This is a genomic window from Mycobacterium sp. NS-7484, assembly GCF_001953975.1.
Classification (GTDB): Bacteria; Actinomycetota; Actinomycetes; order Mycobacteriales; family Mycobacteriaceae; genus Mycobacterium.
On sequence record NZ_MBEJ01000069.1, the window covers coordinates 65133 to 82913 of the forward strand.

Sequence of the window (17781 nt, forward strand, 5' to 3'; positions counted from 1 at the left end):
GCGGTCATGCGTATCGCTCGTGTGCTGTCCATGCTGCTCGCGATCCTGATGACCGGGCTGCTGGTCGCCCCGGCCGCCGCCGCCGAACCGCCGCTGCGCTTGGCCACCCAGCTCACCGACGACGCCAGGGTGCTGTCGGCCGCACAGACCGGCAACGTGCAGCGCGCCATCGACCGCCTTTACGACGACCGTCACATCAAGCTGTGGGTGGTCTTCGTCGAGACCTTCGACCGGCAGAACCCGATCGGCTGGGCGCAGAACACCATGCAGCTGAGCGATTTCGGCGACGACGACGTGCTGCTGGCGGTGGCGACGGTGGACCGGGCGTTCGCGTTTCAGGTGCCCGACACGGTGAGCACCTCGGCGCGCGCCGACGACCTCCGGCGCAACAGCGTCACCCCCGCCCTGCGTCGCGACGACTGGGCCGGGGCGGCGATCGCCGCAGCCAACGGGCTGAACTCCGAACCGGAATCCCCCGCCACAACCGATATCTCGTGGCCGGCGATGTTGATCGCCCTCGGCGTGGTGCTGGTGCTGGTCGGGTTGTTGTGGTGGTGGTCGCGCCGGCGTCGGGCCAAGCGCCGCCGCGCCGAGTTCGAGGCCGCCAAACGTGTCGACCCCACCGACGCCAATGCGCTGGCCGCGGTCCCGTTGGAGGCGCTCGATGAACTGTCCCGATCGATCGTGGTCGACGTCGACAACGCCGTGCGCACCAGTGCCGCCGAGCTGGAGCTGGCCGTCGAAGAGTTCGGCGACCACCGCACCGAACCGTTCAGCGCGGCCCTGCAGAATGCGAAAAAGGCCTTGGCCCAAGCGTTCAACGTGCGCCAGACCCTCGACGACGACGCACCCGAGACACCGCTGCAACAGCGTCAGCTGTTGACGCAGGTGGTGGTGTCGGCGGCCCGGGCCGACCGTGAGCTGGAGGCCCAGAGCCATGCCTTCGAGCAGTTGCGTGACCTGGTGATCAACGCGCCGGCGCGCCTGGACACCATGACCCAGCAGATGGTCGGCCTGACCGCGCGCATCGAACCGTCGGCGCAGACGTTGCAGAACCTGCACACCCAGTTCGACGCGAGCGCACTGAGTTCGGTGGCGACCAACGTGGACGCCGCCAAGGAGCGGCTCGCGTTCGCCGACCGCAGTATCACCACCGCCCGCGGCCTGGTATCGCGGCCCGCCACCGATCAGACCGCACTGGTCGATGCGGTGCGCTCGGCCGAATCCGCACTCGATCAGACCCGGACGCTGCTCGACGCCGTGGACAGTGCGGCATCCGACATCAACCGGGCCCTGGCCGGGCTGCCCGCAGCCATCACCGATATTCAGGCCGGCATCGACCAGGCGAATTCTCTACTGGCCCAACCTGATACACCACAGGCTGACAAGCTGAGCGTCACCCGGGACGCCGCGGCCAAGGCCGCCGAGGACGCGAAGTCCAACGGCAACGCCGACCCGCTGGGCACGTTCACCCGGCTCACCAAGGCCGACGCCGAACTCGATCAGCTGCTGGCCGGTGTGCACGAACAGCAGGAGGCGGCCGAGCGGCTGGCCCGGGCGCTGGAGCAGGCGGTGTTCACCGCCCAGTCACGGATCAAGGCGGTGTCGGACTTCATCGAGACCCGGCGCGGCAGCATCGGACCGGAAGCCCGCACTCGGTTGGCCGAGGCCCAACGGCAACTCGAGGCGGCGGTGGCCAAGCGGGCCGACAATCCGAACGAGGCCGTCGCGCACGCCAACGGCGCCTCGACACTGGCCGCACAGGCACAAGGTCTGGCCAACGACGACGTCCGCGCCGCACAGCGGTCTTACACCTCCCAGTACGGCGGAGGTGGCGGGTCCGACATGGGCGCGGTGCTCGGCGGGATCCTGATCGGCAATGTGCTGAGGGGCGGCTTTTCCGGTGGCGGCTTCGGAGGTGGATTCGGCGGTGGGTACGGCGGCAGCTGGGGCGGAGGTTTCGGCGGGGGCCGCAGCATGGGCCGGCCGACCTCCTACGGCGGCGCGTCGCACTCGTCGGGCCGCAGCTACAGCGGAGGCAGTGGTCGCTTCTGATCGCGAGAAATAGCTCCTATGTCAAGCCGCCGCTGATTGTGGCGGCTTGACTGTGTTTTGGTGGTCGTTGTGAAGTCCTGCGTCGTGGCGTAGGGCTTGGTAGACGCGGCGGGCGATGCGGCGTTTGACGCAGCGACGGGCCGCGGCTTTGGGTTTGCCGGCATCGCGCAGTTTCTGGAAGTAGATCTGCCCGGCGCTGCCGGTCATCCGGATCTGTGTCACCGCGATGCGATGGATGGCGGCGTTGAGTTGACGGTTACCAGCCCGGCTTAGCCGCATCTGCCCGGCGCTGGCGCCTGACCAGGCCGGGATGGGCGCGACTCCGGTGTGGCAGCCGAACGCGGCCTCGCTTTTGAACCGGCCGATGCCGGCGACCTCACCGAGGATCTTGGCCGCGGTCAGCTCCGCGCACCCGGGGATCTGCAGAAGAGTCGGAGCGTGCTGCTGGGCGCTGGCGGTCAACCGCTTGGCCAAGGCGTTGATCTCACCGGTGAGCCGGATGATGTCGCCCACCTCGGCACGGGCGATTTCAGCGACCACACCCACTCGGTCGGCCAACCAGGCCATCAACGCCTTCTGATGCTTGAGCGCGGTCAGCGAACCCAACGCCGCGGCCCACTCGGGATCCAGGTCATGAACATGCCACAGCACCCGGTTGATCGCTGAGGTGCGCTGGGCGACAAGGACATCGCGGCGATCGGTCAACAACTTCAATTCCCGCGAGGTCTGGTCATGAGAGGCGATCGGCAGGTCAGGTTCGCGCAGTGCTGCTCGGGCCACCGCGGTGGCATCGATCGGATCGGACTTGCCTCGAGTGCGGGCGGACTTGCGGGTGGCGGCCATCAGTTTGGTGGGCACCCGCACCACGTTCTGCCCTGCGCCGAGCAGATCACGTTCCAACCGCGCGGACATGTTGCGGCAGTCCTCGATAGCCCAGAGCAGCTCGGTACCGAACTGCTCGCGGGCCCACTTGATGGCCTTGAGATGCCCGTCGGTGGTGGCCTTGACGGTCTTCTGCCCGAGCGTGCGCCCGACCTCATCGACGGCGACAAAGGTGTGAGTGGACTTGTGCACATCGGCTCCAACAACAACCATGATGGTTGCCTCCTTCAGTCATGAAGAGGGGTGTGTTGAGGTTGGGCCGGTCGGCGGACACTTCTCAGTCGGGGGCGATGCCACGCTCCTATCAAGTCACGCCGGCCGGTCCTTCACATCTGATGCCGGCACTACTGCTCAACGCCAACCCCCACACGAGGACGGCAGACACAAACTGAGCCAGACACCAGATGATCCAGACCCAACCACTGCAACGCGGCAAAATCCAGACTGACACTGAGACACAAACCCGTACCTTTTCGGCCGAAAAAGTACGGGTTTGTGTCTTCTCGGCGAGGAAAGTCAGCAGCCCTTGAGCCGCACCGCCAGGTAGTCCGACACCTTGTCCAGCGCGATGCGCTCCTGGGTCATGGCGTCGCGCTCGCGGATGGTGACCGCGTTGTCCTCCAGGGTGTCGAAATCGACTGTCACGCAATACGGTGTGCCGATCTCGTCCTGACGGCGGTAGCGCCGGCCGATCGCACCGGCGTCGTCGAACTCGACGTTCCAGTTCTTGCGCAGCTCGGCGGCCAGGTCGCGGGCCTTGGGTGACAGGTCGGCATTGCGCGACAACGGCAGCACCGCGGCCTTGACCGGGGCCAGCCGCGGGTCGAGCTTGAGCACCGTGCGTTTGTCCACCCCGCCCTTGGCGTTGGGCGCCTCGTCCTCGGTGTAGGAGTCGACCAGAAACGCCATCAGCGAGCGGGTCAGGCCGGCCGCCGGCTCGATCACGTACGGCACGTACCGGGTGTCGGTGCCCTGATCGTAGAACGACAGCTCCGCGCCGGAATGCTTTGCGTGCGTGGACAAGTCGAAGTTGGTGCGGTTGGCGATACCTTCGAGCTCACCCCACGGGTTGCCGGCGAAGCCGAACTTGTACTCGATGTCGACGGTGCCGTCGGAGTAGTGCGACAGCTTTTCCTTGGGGTGGTCGTACAGCCGCAGGTTGTCGCGGTCGATGCCGAGGTCGACGTACCACTGCAGCCGCGTCTCGATCCAGTACTTGTGCCATTCCGGGGCGGTCGAGGGCTCGACGAAGAACTCCATCTCCATCTGCTCGAACTCGCGGGTGCGGAAGATGAAGTTGCCCGGGGTGATCTCGTTGCGGAAGCTCTTGCCGATCTGGCCGATGCCGAACGGCGGCTTCTTGCGTGCCGTGGTGACCACGTTGGCGAAGTTGACGAAGATGCCCTGCGCGGTCTCCGGGCGCAGATAGTGCAGACCTTCCTCGGACTCGATCGGGCCGAGGTAGGTCTTGAGCATCATGTTGAAGTCACGCGGCTCGGTCCACTGCCCCTTGGTGCCGCAATCCGGGCAGACGATCTCGTCCATCGACACCGAGTCAGGGTCATCGAGCCCCTTCTTCGCCGCGTAGGCCTCCTGCATGTGGTCCTGACGATGACGCTTGTGGCAGTTCAGGCATTCCACCAGCGGGTCGTTGAAGACATCGACGTGACCGGAGGCCACCCAGACCTGCCGCGGCAGGATGATCGCGCTGTCCAGGCCGACGACATCGTCGCGGCCGGTGACCATGGACTTCCACCATTGCCGCTTGATGTTCTCTTTGAGTTCCACACCGAGCGGCCCGTAGTCCCACGCGGACTTGGTGCCGCCGTAGATCTCTCCGGACTGGTAGACCAGGCCACGGCGTTTCGCCAGGTTCGCAACGGTGTCGATGATCGAAGACGGAGCCACGGTGCAACAGCGTAGCCACCGGCACGCTGGCAGCGATAATCCGCCGCGAGGGCCGGACCGGTTGACATGCAATATCGCGCATGTATTGTGAGCGGTAATGAAAACGGTTTCCAATTTGGCGGACATTCAGCACGATGACGCCCGCGAGCACACCACTGCCCCGGCACCGGCGATGCCGCCGCGTGAGGTCCTCGACACCGCAGGCGAACTGCTGCGTGCGCTGGCCGCCCCGTTGCGGATCGCCATCGTGCTGCAGTTGCAACAGTCGGCACGGTGCGTGCACGAACTGGTCGATGCGCTCGACGTGCCACAGCCGCTGGTCAGCCAGCATCTGCGGATTCTCAAACAAGCCGGAGTCGTCTCGAGCGAGCGCGCCGGACGTGAGGTGCTCTACCAACTGGTCGACCACCACTTGGCCCACATCGTCGCCGATGCCGTGGCCCATGCCGGGGAGGAGCACCCGTGACGGGCGCGGTCCGCTCCACCCGGCAGCGGGCGGCCATCGCCGACCTGCTCAACGAGACCGACGGCTTCCGCTCAGCCCAGGAACTGCACGACGAGTTGCGCCGCCGCGGCCAAGGTATCGGCCTGACCACGGTGTACCGCACCCTGCAATCCATGGCCACCACCGGCAGCGTCGACACCCTGCGCACCGACACCGGTGAATCGGTCTACCGACGCTGCTCGGAAGACCATCACCACCACCTGGTGTGCCGGGCCTGCGGCGCGACCGTCGAGATCACCGGAGGCCAGGTCGAGACCTGGGCCGCCGACGTGGCCCGCGAGCACGGCTTCTCCGACGTCAGCCACACCATCGAGATCTTCGGCATGTGCCGCGGTTGCAGCGACGGGGACAGCTGACGCGACTTTCCGCGTATGAAGCGTGGTGGCGGTTTCACGGCCGTTTTTCCGCCCTGGCGCTTCACACGCGGGGACGCTAAGCGCGCTCGCGTACCAGCGTCAGCACCGTGTGCTCGGTGAGCGGCGCCAGCCGAACGCCGCCCGGCTCAAGCGGGTCCACCCACAACATTTCCTCGATCTCGGCCTGCACCTGCGGCGTGCCGCCCAAGCTCACCAGGTAGAGCCACGCGTCGACGAAGTGGCCGGGTTCATTGGCCGCCGGCGCCTGGAAGTGGCCGAGCTCCTCGGCGGTCGCCGGGTCGAATCCGACGCCGAGTTCTTCGCGTACCTCGCGAAGAAGCGCCTCGATCGGCTGCTCCCCCCGCTCGATCTTGCCGCCGGGTTGCATGAAGGCCGTCGTCCCGCGTTTGCGCACCACCAACAGCCGGCCGCTCGCGTCGAGCACGACCGCCGCCACGATCCGAATGACCGGGGCGCTCACGTCATCAGGTCGCGGCGCACGTCGGCACCGGTGGCCAGCACCATCAGGATCAACGTGCGCAGCGCGTCGTCGGTCAGTCCGGCGGCCGGGAAGTTGTAGCGCAACATCACATCGGCGACCTTCTTGGCCGGCCGCTTGCGGGTAGCGCCCTTGGGCGTCGCACCGTTGGCGGGGGTCTCGACCAACTTCTCCACCAACACCACCGTGCCCAGCATGGTCTTGCTGGCGTGCTCGGACACCCGCTCGCGAATCTTGTTGTTCAGCGGCAGATCCCAGGCCAACGGCTGGGTCAGCGAGACCATCTCGAGGTCCTCGGCGATGGCCACCACTCGCACCGAGGCCACCGATCCGTCGACCGTCACCGTCAGCGCACCGTCGGGCTCCTCGACGACCGAGGACACCTCGCCGAGCACCGTGGACAACCGCTGAAGAAGGTCGGTCATGTCAGGCCCGTCCGAAGCGCCGGTTGCGGTTCACGTACTCCTCGCAGGCCGCCCACAGATCGCGCCGGTCGTAGTCCGGCCACAGCTTGTCCTGGAACACGAACTCGGCGTATGCCGACTGCCACAGCAGGAAGTTGCTGGCCCGCTGCTCCCCCGAGGTCCGGATGAACAGGTCGACGTCGGGGATGTCGGGACGGTGCAGATGCTTGGCGAAGGTCGCCTCACTGATCCGGTTGGGGTTGATCTTGCCTTCGACGGCCTCGGCGGCCAGCGCCTGTGCTGCCTCGACGAGCTCGGTGCGCCCGCCGTAGTTGACGCAGTAATTGACGGTGATGACGTCGTTGCCGACCGTCATCTGCTCGGCGATGTCGAACTCTTTGATGACGCTGCGCCACATCTTGGGCCGCGACCCCACCCAGCGCATGTTCACGCCCATGGCGTTGAGATTTTCCCGACGGCGGCGCACCACCTCCCGGTTGAAGCCCATCAGGAACCGGACCTCTTCGGTGCTGCGCTTCCAGTTCTCGGTGGAGAACGCATAGACGCTCAGGTGTTTGATGCCCAGCTCGATGGCGCCGCAGGTGATGTCGATCAACACCGCCTCACCCATCTTGTGTCCCTCGGTTCGGCCCAGCCCGCGCTGAGTGGCCCAGCGGCCGTTGCCGTCCATCACCACCGCGACGTGGTTGGGCACCTGGTCGGCCGGGATCCGCGGCGCGACGGCCTTGGAGGTGTGCTGGGGCGGGCGGGCGAAGCGCCCGTTGGTGCCGGGCGGGATCTCCGGGAAGACGACGGGCCACGTCGAGGTATCCGGGAAGACCGGATAGTCCTCAGGCGCCGGGGGCAGCTGTGGGTAGGTGGTCTTGTCCTGCTGCTTGTCCCGCTTCAAAACCATGGGCCATATCCTGCCTGACCAGCGTGGCCCGCTGCTCGGCGACTGTCCGATCGATCCGGTACACGCGCTCGACCAGAGGCAATGTCCGCAGCTGTCTTTCCAGATGCCACTGCAGATGCGCCGCGATCAATCCACTGGCCTGGCTGCGATGGCTCGATGAGGAGGCCTCGGCATATTCCCAGTCACCCTCGTGCAGCGCCGACATCAGCTCCAGCACGGGCTGCGGTGGGGTGGACGATCCGCTGGGCCGACAGTGCACGCACACGCTGCCGCCGGCGGCGACGTGAAACGCCCGGTGCGGGCCGGGTGCGGCACAGCGGGCGCATTCGGTCAGCGCCGGTGCCCATCCGGCGATCGTCATCGCCCGTAGCAGGTAGGAGTCCAGCACCAGCTCCCGGGCCCGGCGGCCGTCGGCGATGGCCCGCAGCGCGGCCACCGTGAGCCGGTGCAGGTCGGGCATCGGCGCCCGCTCCTCGCCGGCCAGCCGCTCGGCGGTCTCCAACATCGCGCAGGCACTGGTGTAGCGGCCATAGTCACTGACGATGTCGGCGGCGAACGCGTCGATGGCCTGCACCTGGGTGACGATGTCGAGGTTGCGGCCCGGGTGCAGCTGCACGTCGATGTGGGCGAACGGTTCCAGCCGGGCGCCGAACTTGCTGCGGGTACGCCGAACCCCCTTGGCCACCGCGCGCACCAAGCCATGGTCGCGGGTGAGCAAGGTGACAATCCGGTCGGCTTCGCCGAGCTTGTGCTGGCGCAGCACCACCGCCCGGTCCCGATACAGCCGCATCGTGACAGTGTCGCATCATGGCCGGACAGGTTCCGTGACGCAGCGCCGATATCCTCGAAAGTGATGGCCAAATCCACCGACTCCACTGCTCCACTCTTTCCGACCCTGACCAATCAGCTCTATGAATTAGCCAGCGGCGCCCTTACCTGCCAGGAGCTGGTAAGCCGTTCCCTGCAAGCGATTTCGGCCAGCCAGCCCACCCTCAACGCCTTTCGGGTGGTGCTCACCGATCAGGCCATGGCCGACGCCGCCCGCGCCGATCGCGAGCGGGCCGCAGGTCGGTATCGCCTGTTGTCGGGGATCCCCATCGCGGTCAAGGACGACGTCGACATCGCCGGGGTGCCGACCCGGTTCGGCACCGTCGGCGACGGGTACGTGCCCACCGCCGACGCCGAGGTGGTACGCCGACTGCGCGCGGCCGGCGCGGTCATCGTCGGCAAGACCAACACCTGCGAGCTGGGCCAGTGGCCGTTCTCCGGCGGGCCTGGCTCCGGGCATACCCGCAATCCCTGGTCGCGCAAGCACAGCCCGGGCGGCTCCTCCGGCGGCAGTGCCGCGGCGGTGGCCGCTGGTCTGGTCACCGCGGCGATCGGATCCGACGGCGCGGGCAGCATCCGCATCCCGGCGGCGTGGACACACCTGGTCGGCATCAAACCGCAGCGAGGCCGTATCTCCACCTGGCCGCTGCCCGAGGCGTTCAACGGCATCACCGTCAACGGCGTGCTGGCCCGGACCGTCACCGATGCCGCCCTGGTGCTCGATGCCGCCTCCGGCAACGCCGACGGCGATCTGCACAAGCCGGCGCCGATCCAGGCCGCGGAATATGTCAGCCGCGCACCCGGACCACTGCGAGTGGCCCTGTCCACCAAATTTCCTTTCACCGGCTTCCCAGCCGAGTTGCACCCCGAGATCCGCCGCACGCTGAAGTCCGTCGGAAAGCAGCTCGAGCAACTGGGGCACAGCGTGGTGGAAAAGGACCCCAACTACTCCCTGCAGATGTCATGGGACTTCCTGGCCCGCTCCACGGCCGGCCTGTTGGACTGGGCCGAGCGGCTCGGCGATGTGGAATACGACGAGCGCACCGTGGCCAACATGCGGATCGGCCGGCTGCTTTCGGAGAATGCGCTGCGCAAGGCCCGTGTGCACGAAGCCGCCGCACAGCGTCGGATGTCCTGGATCTTCAACCTTGTCGACGTCATCGTCGCGCCCACCACGGCCCAACCACCGCCGCTCACACACGAATTCGATCGTCGCGGGTGGTCGGCCACCGAACGCGCCTCGATTGCGGCCTGTCCACTTACCTGGCCGTGGAACCTGCTCGGCTGGCCTTCGATCAACGTGCCCGCCGGATTCACCTCCGACGGTCTGCCGATCGGTGTCCAGCTGATGGGGCCGGCCGACAGTGAGCCCCTGCTGATTTCACTGGCCGCCGAGTTGGAGGCGATCACCGGCTGGGCCGCCAAACAACCCGACATCTGGTGGAACACCCCGTCCCAGACCGACGCCTCCCAGGCGGCCGCTGCGATCAACGCGTTCGAGAGGCGGGCTGGTTAGCCGAAATTTGGTGCGTTGGATGCATCCTGCGTGGGTCGGCGAGGAGCAGTCAGGCGCTGCGGCTCAGAACCCCAGCCGGCCCAACTGCTTGGGATCGCGCTGCCAGTTCTTGGCGATCTTGACCCGCAGGTCGAGGTAAACCTTTGTGCCGAGCAGCTTTTCGATCTGAGTGCGGGCGGCCGTGCCGACCTCACGCAGCCGGGCGCCGCCCTTGCCGATCACGATGCCTTTCTGGCTGTCGCGCTCGACGTAAAGGATGGCGTGCACATCAATCAGGTCGTCGCGCCCCTCACGCTCTTCCACCTCCTCGATGACCACCGCCAGCGAATGCGGCAGCTCATCGCGCACGCCTTCGAGCGCGGCCTCGCGGATGAGCTCGGCCATCAATACTTCCTCGGGCTCGTCGGTGAGCTCGCCGTCGGGGTAATACGCCGGCCCCGGCGGCAGCTTCGACACCAGGACGTCGGTGAGGACGTCGAGTTGTTCGCCGGCAGTGGCTGACACCGGCACGATGTCGGTGTCCGGGCCGACCAGCTCGCTGACCGCCAGAAGTTGTTCGGCCACACGGTCCTTGGCGACCTTGTCGGTCTTGGTGACCACAGCGATCAAGGTGGTCTTGGGCGCCACTGCGCGGATCTGCTGATAGATCCAGCGGTCGCCGGGACCGATGCGCTCGTCGGCGGGAATGCACAACCCGATCACGTCCACCTCGGAATAGGTGTCCTTGACCAGGTCATTGAGCCGCTGCCCGAGCAGGGTGCGTGGCCGATGCAGCCCGGGGGTGTCGACGAGGATGATCTGGAAGTCCTCGCGGTGCACGATGCCGCGGATGGTGTGGCGCGTGGTCTGCGGGCGGTTCGAGGTGATCGCGACCTTCTGGCCCACCAGCGCGTTGGTCAACGTCGACTTGCCGGTGTTGGGCCTGCCGACGAAACAGACGAATCCGGAACGGAATTCCGTCATCCGAGCTCCTCGAGTGTGCATACAGATCGCGAAATCAGCTGAATCGACGATCTCACCGCACGCTCGGCGGTCATGAAACGTTCCCCGCCCGATCGGTGACGATCACCGCGGCGTCGGCGGACAGTTCCCGCACAGCAGCCACGCCCGCGTCGTCAGCGGCACCGCCGACCAGCACGGCGGCCTCAATGCCGGTGGCACCACTGGACACCGCCGCGGCCACCGCCGACTGAAGCGCCGTCAACTGCAACGCCGCCAAGGACACCGGCGCGCCGGCGTAGGTCCGTCCGTCCTGGTCTCGCACCGCCGCGCCATTGGACGCCTCGGCGCGGCCCATCGCCCCGCGTGCCAGCACCACGAGTTTGGTGTCTTCAGCGTCGAGCTCAGTCATCTATATCTCGCGTCTCCTGTTCCGCAGTTTCAGCCGGGCTGACCAGCACCGTGCCGATCCGCACCCGTCCGCGATGGTCGGAACCGCCCTCGGCGCGCAACCGCAGACCGTTCCACGTCACTTCGGCGCCCGGCAGGGGCACCCGGCCCAGTTCGAAAGCGACCAACCCGCCGACGGTATCCACGTCGAGATCCTCGTCCGGAGCCAGATCGTAGAGCTCACACACGTCTTCGATCGGCAGTCGTGCCGATACCCGGTACTCCCGCTCGCCGAGGTCTTCGATCGGCACCACCTCGCCGGCGTCGTACTCGTCGACGATCTCGCCGACAATCTCTTCCAGCACGTCCTCGATGGTGACCAGACCGGCGATTGCGCCGTATTCATCGACCAGCAGTGCCATGTGGTTGCGGTCGCGCTGCATCTCGCTGAGCAGTTCGTCCAGTGGCTTGGAATCGGGGACGAACACCGCTGAGCGCATCACCTGCGCCACATTGGTGTCGCGGCCGCCGTTGGTCGAGTAGTACGTCTGCTGGACAAGGTCTTTCAGGTAGACCACGCCGACGATGTCGTCGACGTTCTCACCGATCACCGGGATGCGGGAATGGCCGCTACGCACCGCCAACGATGTCGCTTGGCCGGCTGTTTTATCGCTTTCGATCCACACCATCTCGGTGCGCGGCACCATCACCTCGCGGGCGGCGGTGTCGCCGAGTTCGAAGACGGACTGGATCATCCGGCGTTCCTCGTCGGCCACCACGCCGCGCTGCTGAGCCAGGTCCACGACTTCGCGCAGCTCGATCTCGGAGGCGAACGGCCCGTTGCGGAAGCCCCGGCCCGGGGTCAACGCATTGCCCATCAACACCAGCAACCGGCTGATCGGGGTGAGCAGCACCGATATCGCCTGCAGCGGCAGCGCCGACATCAACGCGATGGAGTAGGCGTTCTGCCGGCCCACCGTGCGCGGGCCGACGCCGATGGCCACAAAGCTCGTCACCACCATGATCGCGGCCGAGGCCACCAAGCCCCAGCCGACACCGAGCAGCCCGTCCAGGAAGGACACCAGCAGCACGGTGGCGCTGATCTCGCAGGTGATCCGCAGCAGCACAACGAGATTGGTGTACCGGGGCCGCTCGGCGACAACTCGACCGAGCCGCGCGGCGCCGGGGCGCTCCTCGCGGACCAGTTCCTCGATGCGCGCGATCGAGACGGTGGACAACGCAGCGTCGATGGCGGCGAACAACCCGCCGAAACCGACCAGCACCACGGCGCCGAGCAGCGGAAGGATGCCGGTCACGGTTCGTCGAAATATCGTGACTTGTCCAGCAACCGCTGGTCCTTCTCGCTCTGCCGGTCGGCGTGGTACGCCTCGACCTGCTCGGCCACCCACTCCTCCAGCAGCTGACGTTGCAGCGCGAACATCTCTTTTTCCTCGTCCGGCTCGGCATGGTCGTAGCCGAGCAGGTGCAGCACCCCGTGCACGGTCAACAGCGCCAGCTCCTGACCGAGCGAGTGCCCGGCCTTGGCCGCCTGCTGTTCGGCGAACTCCGGACACAACACGATGTCACCCAACATGGCCGGACCCGGCTCGGGCGCATCGGGGCGACCGCCGGGCTCCAACTCGTCCATGGGGAAGCTCATCACATCGGTGGGACCGGGCAGGTCCATCCACCGCATGTGCAGGTCGGCCATCGCCGCGCTGTCCAGCAACACCATCGACAACTCGGCCGCCGGGTGCACGTCCATCTTGGCGATGACGAAGCGGGCGACGCTGATCAGCTCGTCCTCGGAGACGTCGATGCCCGACTCGTTGGATACCTCGATGCTCATGATCGGCGGGGCCGTCCGTTCGACGAACGGCGTTGGGCACGGTTGAGCAAAGCCGGCTCCTCATGTCGGGCGTAGGCGTCGACGATCTCGGACACCAGGCGGTGGCGGACGACGTCGGCGCTGGTGAGTTCCGCGAAATGGATGTCCTCGATGCCGTCGAGGATGTTCATCGCGGCCCGTAGGCCCGATCGCGCCCCGCCGGGCAGGTCGACCTGCGTAACGTCGCCGGTGACAACGATTTTCGAGCCGAACCCCAGTCGCGTCAAGAACATCTTCATCTGCTCGGCGGTGGTGTTCTGCGCCTCGTCGAGGATGATGAACGCGTCATTGAGGCTTCTGCCACGCATGAATGCCAGTGGTGCCACCTCGATCACCCCAGCGGCCAACAGGTTCGGGATCGCCGCCGGATCCATCATGTCGTGCAGCGCGTCATAGAGCGGGCGAAGGTACGGGTCGATCTTCTCGGTCAACGTCCCCGGCAGAAAGCCGAGGCGCTCACCGGCTTCCACCGCGGGTCGGGTCAGGATGATCCGGTTGACCTGCTTGGCCTGCAGCGCGCTGACTGCCTTGGCCATCGCCAGGTATGTCTTTCCGGTACCGGCCGGTCCGATGCCGAACACGATCGTGTGCGCGTCGATGGCGTCGACGTAGCGCTTCTGGTTGAGCGTCTTGGGGCGGATGGTCTTGCCGCGACGGCTCAGGATGTCGAGGGTGAGCACCTCGGCCGGCGATGCATCTTCGGCACCGGTGAGGATGGCGACGCTGTGGCGCACCGCCTCGGGTGTCACCGCCTGCCCGCTGGAGGCGACGGCGATCAGCTCGGCCACCACCCGCTCGGCCAAGGCCACGTCGGCCGGCTCGCCGGTGAAGGTGATCTCGTTGCCGCGCGCGTGGATGTCGGCGGTCAGAAGCCTTTCGAGGGCCCGCAGATTCTCATCGGCCGAGCCGAGCAGGCCCACGATGATGTCGGGCGGAACAGTGATGCTGGAGCGGACCGATTCCGATGCGGTGGTCGACGAGTCAGCGGTCGTGTCGCGGGGCGTCACGTGGAGTTTGTGCCTGCTTTCCGGGTTCTCATAACGGCCGGCTGCCGTTGTACTGTTGCCAGTTTACCGCTGGCCGGCGACACGCCCCAATGATTGAGCAGGCGGGCGGTGATGTGCCGGGCCAGACCCTGTGACGAGTGTGTCGGTTGTCGTGGCATTTCGGCCCGTCTGGCACGACGACGTGCACATTCGTCACAGTGCGCGGCAACGTCTGTATGCCGGGTCTGCGTGCCCGACATACATGCGCTACAGCTCCCAGCGCGCGGTCAGCGCCCCGATCGCCCCCAGCGCGACGGCCGCTGCCGTCGACGTCCGAAGCACGGTCGGCCCCAACCGCACCGCCCTGGCACCGGCGCGGGTCAGCGACGCGATCTCGTCGTCGGCGATGCCGCCCTCGGGCCCGACGATGATCATCACCGAATCTGCTTGGGCCACAGGCAATTCGATAAAAGGCGCGGTGGCCGATTCATGCAGCGCCAGCACCACTGCCCCACCGGCCACGGCGTCGGCGACCCGCTGGGTCAACGCTGCCGTGGAGACCACGCCCTCGATCGCCGGGATGTGGGCGCGGCGGGACTGCCGAGCCGCCGAACGGGCCACCGCCTCCCACCGTCGCAGGCCTTTGTCCACCTTGGGGCCCTCCCAACGGGCCACGCACCGCGACGCCTGCCAGGCGACAAAGGCGTCCGCACCGGCCTCGGTGGCCAGCTCGACGGCCAGCTCGGATCGATCCGATTTGGGCAGTGCCTGCACCACGGTGACGGCCGGGCGCGACGGCGCGATCTCGAGCCGCTCGGTCACCCGCGCCGACAGCCGGCCCTTGGCGGTCTCCTCGACCACGCAGTGCGCCAAGCCTCCGGCACCGTCGCTGAGGTCGATCTGTTCGCCGACCCGGATGCGACGCACGTTGGACGCATGGAATCCCTCGTCACCGTCGACGACGGCGAGCTGCCCCGTGCCCGGCAGCACATCGACGTAGAAAAGCGCCGCACTCACCGGGTCAGCGGCCGGAGAACGTCTCGCGCAGCCGGCTGAACAGGCCGCCAGAACTCGTCGAGGCCTGCGTCGAGCGCACCTCGGCGGCGTCGCGGGTGCGGTTCTCCTTCAGCTTGCGCAGCAGCTCGGTGTCGGTGCTGTCCAGCCGGGACGGCACCACGACGTCGATGTGGGCGTGCAGGTCGCCGCGGACGCCCGAGCGCAGATGCGGCATACCGTGCCCACGCAGCGTGGTCACCGCACCGGGCTGGGTGCCCGCCTCGATGGTGAGTTCGGTGGCGCCGTCGAGGATCGCGTCGACGGTGACCGTGGTGCCCAGCGCCGCATCGACCATCGGCACCGAGATCGTGCAGTGCAAATCGTCGCCGTCCCGGACGAACGTTTCGTGTTGCTTCTCGTGCACCTCGACGTAGAGGTCTCCGGCCGGACCGCCGCCCGGCCCGACCTCACCCTGGGCGGCCAGCCGCACCCGCATGCCATCGCCGACACCGGCCGGGATCTTCACACTGATCTCGCGGCGGGCCCGCACCCGGCCGTCACCACCGCAGCGGTTGCACGGATCGGGAATGACCTCGCCGATGCCGCCGCACACCGGGCAGGGACGGGTGGTCATCACCTGGCCCAGCAGCGAGCGTTGCACGGTCTGGATCTCGCCACGTCCATCGCAGGTGTCGCACGCCACCGGCGTGGAGTTTCCGTTGGTGCCCTTGCCGTGGCACAGATCGCACAGCACGGCGGTGTCGACGGTCACCTGCTTGGTGACGCCGGTGGCGCATTCGGCCAGATCCAGCCGCATCCGCAACAGCGAATCGGCTCCGGGCCGCACCCGGCCGATCGGCCCGCGCGAGGACGTCCCGCCGCCGAAGAATGCCTCGAATACGTCGCCGAGACCGCCGAAGCCGCTGAACCCGCCGGGGGCGCCGCCGACGGATTCCATCGGGTCGCCGCCCATGTCCACGATTCGGCGCTTCTCCGGATCCGAGAGCACCTCATAGGCGACCTGGATCTCGGTGAAGCGGCTCTGTGCCTCTTCGTCGGGGTTGACGTCGGGATGCAGCTCACGTGCCAACCGCCGATAGGCACGTTTGATCTCCGAATCACTCGCGCCCTTGCTCACTCCGAGCAAGCCGTAATAATCGCGTGCCACGCTGACCTTGCCTGACCTTTCCGTGCCGGATGACCGGCTGTCTTACCGGGTACCTAAGACTTCGCCGATGTAGAGAGCAACCGCCGCGACGTTGGCGATAGTTCCCGGATAGTCCATTCGGGTGGGACCCACCACACCCATACCGCCGTATACCTTGCCCGAACTGCCGTACGCCGTGCTGACCACCGATGTCCCCAGCATCTGTTCGGCCTCGGTCTCATGACCGATACGCACGGTCACCTTGCCCGCTTCCTGCTGGGCTGCCAGCAGTCGCAGTACCACCACCTGCTCCTCGAGCGCCTCCAACACCGAACGCAGCGATCCGCCGAAATCGGCGGTGTTGCGGGTCAGGTTGGCCGTGCCGCCGAGCAGCAGCCGTTCCTCGGTGTGCTCGACGAGCGTCTCGACCAGGACCGTCGCCGCGCGGCCCACCGCATCGGCCAGCGCGTCGCGTCCGGTGAGGTGGCTGGCCAGATCGCTCACGGCGATCGACGCGGCGCTGATCGGTTTGCCTTCCAGCGCTTGCCCCAGCATCTCGCGCAGCTTGGACAGTTGGTGCTCGTCGATCGAGTCGCCGAGTTCCACGATGCGCTGGTCCACTCGGCCCGAGTCGGTGATGACCACGAGCAGCAGGCGGGCCGGGGTCAACGCCACCACTTCCAGGTGTCGCACCGTCGAGGTGGACAGCGTGGGGTACTGCACGATGGCGACCTGCCGGGTCAGCTGGGCCAGCAGCCGTACCGCGCGCCGCAGCACGTCGTCCAGATCGACCCCCGACTCCAGAAACGACAAGATGGCGCGACGCTCCGACGACGACAACGGCTTGACGTTGTCGATCCGGTCGACGAACTCGCGGTAACCCTTCTCGGTGGGCACTCGCCCCGAACTGGTGTGCGGCTGGGTGATGTAGCCCTCGGCTTCCAGCACCGCCATGTCATTGCGTACCGTGGCGCTCGATACGCCGAGGTTGTGCCGCTCCACCAGGGTCTTGGAACCGATCGGCTCCTTGGTGGCCACAAAGTCGGCGACGATGGCCCGCAGCACCTCCAAACGACGTTCGTCGGCACTCCCCACCAGTTCACCTACCCTTCGCAGCCGCGACATGTCCATGTTGCCCGGTTCATTTTACTGACCAGCCGCAGGTTGACCGATCGAGCGTATTAGCCTGGGCAACCATGCCGATGTCGACACCGCGCGACGCTGCGACCGAGGTGGGCCGGCGATGATCTTCAAAGGCGTCCAAGAAGGCAAACCGTACCCCGAGCACGGGCTGTCCCACCGGGATTGGTCCCGCATCCCGCCGCGCCAGCTGCGTCTCGACGAACTGGTCACCACCACCACGGTGCTCGCGCTGGATCGGCTGCTGTCGGAGGACTCCACGTTCTACGGCGATCTGTTCCCGCACGCCGTGAAGTGGCGCGGTGACATCTACCTAGAGGACGGCCTGCACCGCGCGGTGCGCGCGGCCTTGCGTAACCGGACCATCCTGCACGCCCGGTTGTTCGACATGGACGCGCTGGCGCCCAGCCCGGCCTGACCGCCGGG

Annotated in this window: 19 protein-coding genes; 5 read left to right on the top strand and 14 right to left on the bottom strand. The window is 67.1% G+C overall.

What is annotated here, in order from left to right:
- The first annotated feature begins 6 nt into the window (after positions 1-6).
- Positions 7-2055, top strand: a complete 2049-nt coding sequence (locus A5733_RS12610; RefSeq protein ID WP_076240346.1) for a TPM domain-containing protein — start codon at positions 7-9, stop codon at positions 2053-2055.
- A 21-nt stretch (positions 2056-2076) separates the two neighbouring features.
- Here the strand turns inward: A5733_RS12610 and A5733_RS12615 are convergent, their stop codons facing one another.
- Together A5733_RS12615 and A5733_RS12620 are read right to left on the bottom strand one after the other, a co-directional pair.
- The gene (locus A5733_RS12615; RefSeq protein ID WP_076240347.1) at positions 2077-3168 is read right to left on the bottom strand and encodes an IS110 family transposase; all 1092 of its coding nucleotides are present in this window, start codon (positions 3166-3168) and stop codon (positions 2077-2079) included.
- Between the two features lie 285 nt (positions 3169-3453).
- A complete protein-coding gene (locus A5733_RS12620) occupies positions 3454-4845 on the bottom strand; it encodes a glycine--tRNA ligase (RefSeq protein ID WP_076240348.1) in 1392 nt (463 codons plus the stop codon).
- A 172-nt stretch (positions 4846-5017) separates the two neighbouring features.
- On the opposite strand from A5733_RS12620, the gene A5733_RS12625 reads away from it, so the two are divergent.
- Positions 5018-5311, top strand: coding sequence for a helix-turn-helix transcriptional regulator (locus A5733_RS12625; protein WP_231965799.1), 294 nt, complete (start codon positions 5018-5020; stop codon positions 5309-5311).
- Entirely contained in the window at positions 5308-5706 is a 399-nt protein-coding gene (locus A5733_RS12630) for a Fur family transcriptional regulator (RefSeq protein ID WP_067773832.1), read from the top strand. The genes A5733_RS12625 and A5733_RS12630 overlap by 4 nt, the downstream gene beginning before the upstream one ends.
- 76 nt (positions 5707-5782) lie before the next feature.
- On the opposite strand, the gene A5733_RS12635 is transcribed toward A5733_RS12630, so the two are convergent.
- From A5733_RS12635 to recO, 4 genes are read right to left on the bottom strand one after another with little or no spacing between them, the layout of a single operon-like run.
- Positions 5783-6187 carry an NUDIX domain-containing protein gene (locus tag A5733_RS12635; RefSeq protein WP_076240349.1) on the bottom strand — a complete coding sequence of 135 codons (405 nt, stop codon included), beginning with the start codon at positions 6185-6187 and terminating at the stop codon, positions 5783-5785.
- Complete coding sequence (locus tag A5733_RS12640; protein WP_076240350.1) at positions 6184-6630, bottom strand: hypothetical protein; 447 nt, start codon at positions 6628-6630, stop codon at positions 6184-6186. Before A5733_RS12640 ends, A5733_RS12635 begins: the two co-directional genes overlap by 4 nt.
- Position 6631: 1 nt before the next feature.
- Complete coding sequence (locus A5733_RS12645; RefSeq protein ID WP_067773823.1) at positions 6632-7525, bottom strand: decaprenyl diphosphate synthase; 894 nt, start codon at positions 7523-7525, stop codon at positions 6632-6634.
- Entirely contained in the window at positions 7461-8315 is an 855-nt protein-coding gene (recO, locus tag A5733_RS12650; protein ID WP_067773908.1) for a DNA repair protein RecO, read from the bottom strand. Before recO ends, A5733_RS12645 begins: the two co-directional genes overlap by 65 nt.
- 63 nt (positions 8316-8378) lie before the next feature.
- Between recO and A5733_RS12655 the strand changes: the two genes are divergently transcribed.
- A complete protein-coding gene (locus tag A5733_RS12655) occupies positions 8379-9869 on the top strand; it encodes an amidase (RefSeq protein WP_076240351.1) in 1491 nt (496 codons plus the stop codon).
- Positions 9870-9932: 63 nt separating this feature from the next.
- On the opposite strand, the gene era is transcribed toward A5733_RS12655, so the two are convergent.
- From era to hrcA, 8 genes are all read right to left on the bottom strand, one after another.
- The gene (era, locus tag A5733_RS12660) at positions 9933-10832 is read right to left on the bottom strand and encodes a GTPase Era (RefSeq protein WP_067773820.1); all 900 of its coding nucleotides are present in this window, start codon (positions 10830-10832) and stop codon (positions 9933-9935) included.
- A 70-nt stretch (positions 10833-10902) separates the two neighbouring features.
- Positions 10903-11220 carry a cytidine deaminase gene (locus A5733_RS12665; protein ID WP_076240352.1) on the bottom strand — a complete coding sequence of 106 codons (318 nt, stop codon included), beginning with the start codon at positions 11218-11220 and terminating at the stop codon, positions 10903-10905.
- Positions 11213-12514, bottom strand: a complete 1302-nt coding sequence (locus tag A5733_RS12670; protein WP_076240353.1) for a hemolysin family protein — start codon at positions 12512-12514, stop codon at positions 11213-11215. Before A5733_RS12670 ends, A5733_RS12665 begins: the two co-directional genes overlap by 8 nt.
- Positions 12511-13047 (bottom strand): rRNA maturation RNase YbeY, encoded by a 537-nt coding sequence (gene ybeY, locus A5733_RS12675; RefSeq protein ID WP_067773811.1) that lies wholly within the window; start codon positions 13045-13047, stop codon positions 12511-12513. The genes A5733_RS12670 and ybeY overlap by 4 nt, the downstream gene beginning before the upstream one ends.
- Complete coding sequence (locus tag A5733_RS12680) at positions 13044-14093, bottom strand: PhoH family protein (protein ID WP_076240354.1); 1050 nt, start codon at positions 14091-14093, stop codon at positions 13044-13046. Before A5733_RS12680 ends, ybeY begins: the two co-directional genes overlap by 4 nt.
- 246 nt (positions 14094-14339) lie before the next feature.
- On the bottom strand, positions 14340-15089 hold the full coding sequence (locus A5733_RS12685) for a 16S rRNA (uracil(1498)-N(3))-methyltransferase (protein WP_076240355.1): 750 nt from the start codon (positions 15087-15089) through the stop codon (positions 14340-14342).
- A 4-nt stretch (positions 15090-15093) separates the two neighbouring features.
- Positions 15094-16236 (bottom strand): molecular chaperone DnaJ, encoded by a 1143-nt coding sequence (gene dnaJ / locus A5733_RS12690; protein WP_067773802.1) that lies wholly within the window; start codon positions 16234-16236, stop codon positions 15094-15096.
- A gap of 42 nt (positions 16237-16278) precedes the next feature.
- Positions 16279-17310 carry a heat-inducible transcriptional repressor HrcA gene (gene hrcA, locus A5733_RS12695; RefSeq protein WP_067773902.1) on the bottom strand — a complete coding sequence of 344 codons (1032 nt, stop codon included), beginning with the start codon at positions 17308-17310 and terminating at the stop codon, positions 16279-16281.
- Between the two features lie 148 nt (positions 17311-17458).
- Here hrcA and A5733_RS12700 point away from each other — a divergent pair, with 148 nt between their 5' ends.
- The gene (locus A5733_RS12700) at positions 17459-17773 is read left to right on the top strand and encodes a type II toxin-antitoxin system VapB family antitoxin (RefSeq protein WP_076240356.1); all 315 of its coding nucleotides are present in this window, start codon (positions 17459-17461) and stop codon (positions 17771-17773) included.
- Positions 17774-17781 lie beyond the last annotated feature (8 nt).

What these genes read in the sequence shown, in the direction of transcription:
- A5733_RS12610 (WP_076240346.1), top strand. Translation starts at nt 7, where the DNA reads ATGCGTATCGCTCGTGTGCTGTCCATGCTGCTCGCGATCCTGATGACC.
- A5733_RS12625 (WP_231965799.1), top strand. Translation starts at nt 5,018, where the DNA reads ATGCCGCCGCGTGAGGTCCTCGACACCGCAGGCGAACTGCTGCGTGCG.
- A5733_RS12640 (WP_076240350.1), bottom strand. Translation starts at nt 6,630, where the DNA reads ATGACCGACCTTCTTCAGCGGTTGTCCACGGTGCTCGGCGAGGTGTCC.
- A5733_RS12645 (WP_067773823.1), bottom strand. Translation starts at nt 7,525, where the DNA reads ATGGTTTTGAAGCGGGACAAGCAGCAGGACAAGACCACCTACCCACAG.
- recO (WP_067773908.1), bottom strand. Translation starts at nt 8,315, where the DNA reads ATGCGGCTGTATCGGGACCGGGCGGTGGTGCTGCGCCAGCACAAGCTC.
- A5733_RS12655 (WP_076240351.1), top strand. Translation starts at nt 8,379, where the DNA reads ATGGCCAAATCCACCGACTCCACTGCTCCACTCTTTCCGACCCTGACC.
- era (WP_067773820.1), bottom strand. Translation starts at nt 10,832, where the DNA reads ATGACGGAATTCCGTTCCGGATTCGTCTGTTTCGTCGGCAGGCCCAAC.
- A5733_RS12665 (WP_076240352.1), bottom strand. Translation starts at nt 11,220, where the DNA reads ATGACTGAGCTCGACGCTGAAGACACCAAACTCGTGGTGCTGGCACGC.
- ybeY (WP_067773811.1), bottom strand. Translation starts at nt 13,047, where the DNA reads ATGAGCATCGAGGTATCCAACGAGTCGGGCATCGACGTCTCCGAGGAC.
- A5733_RS12700 (WP_076240356.1), top strand. Translation starts at nt 17,459, where the DNA reads ATGATCTTCAAAGGCGTCCAAGAAGGCAAACCGTACCCCGAGCACGGG.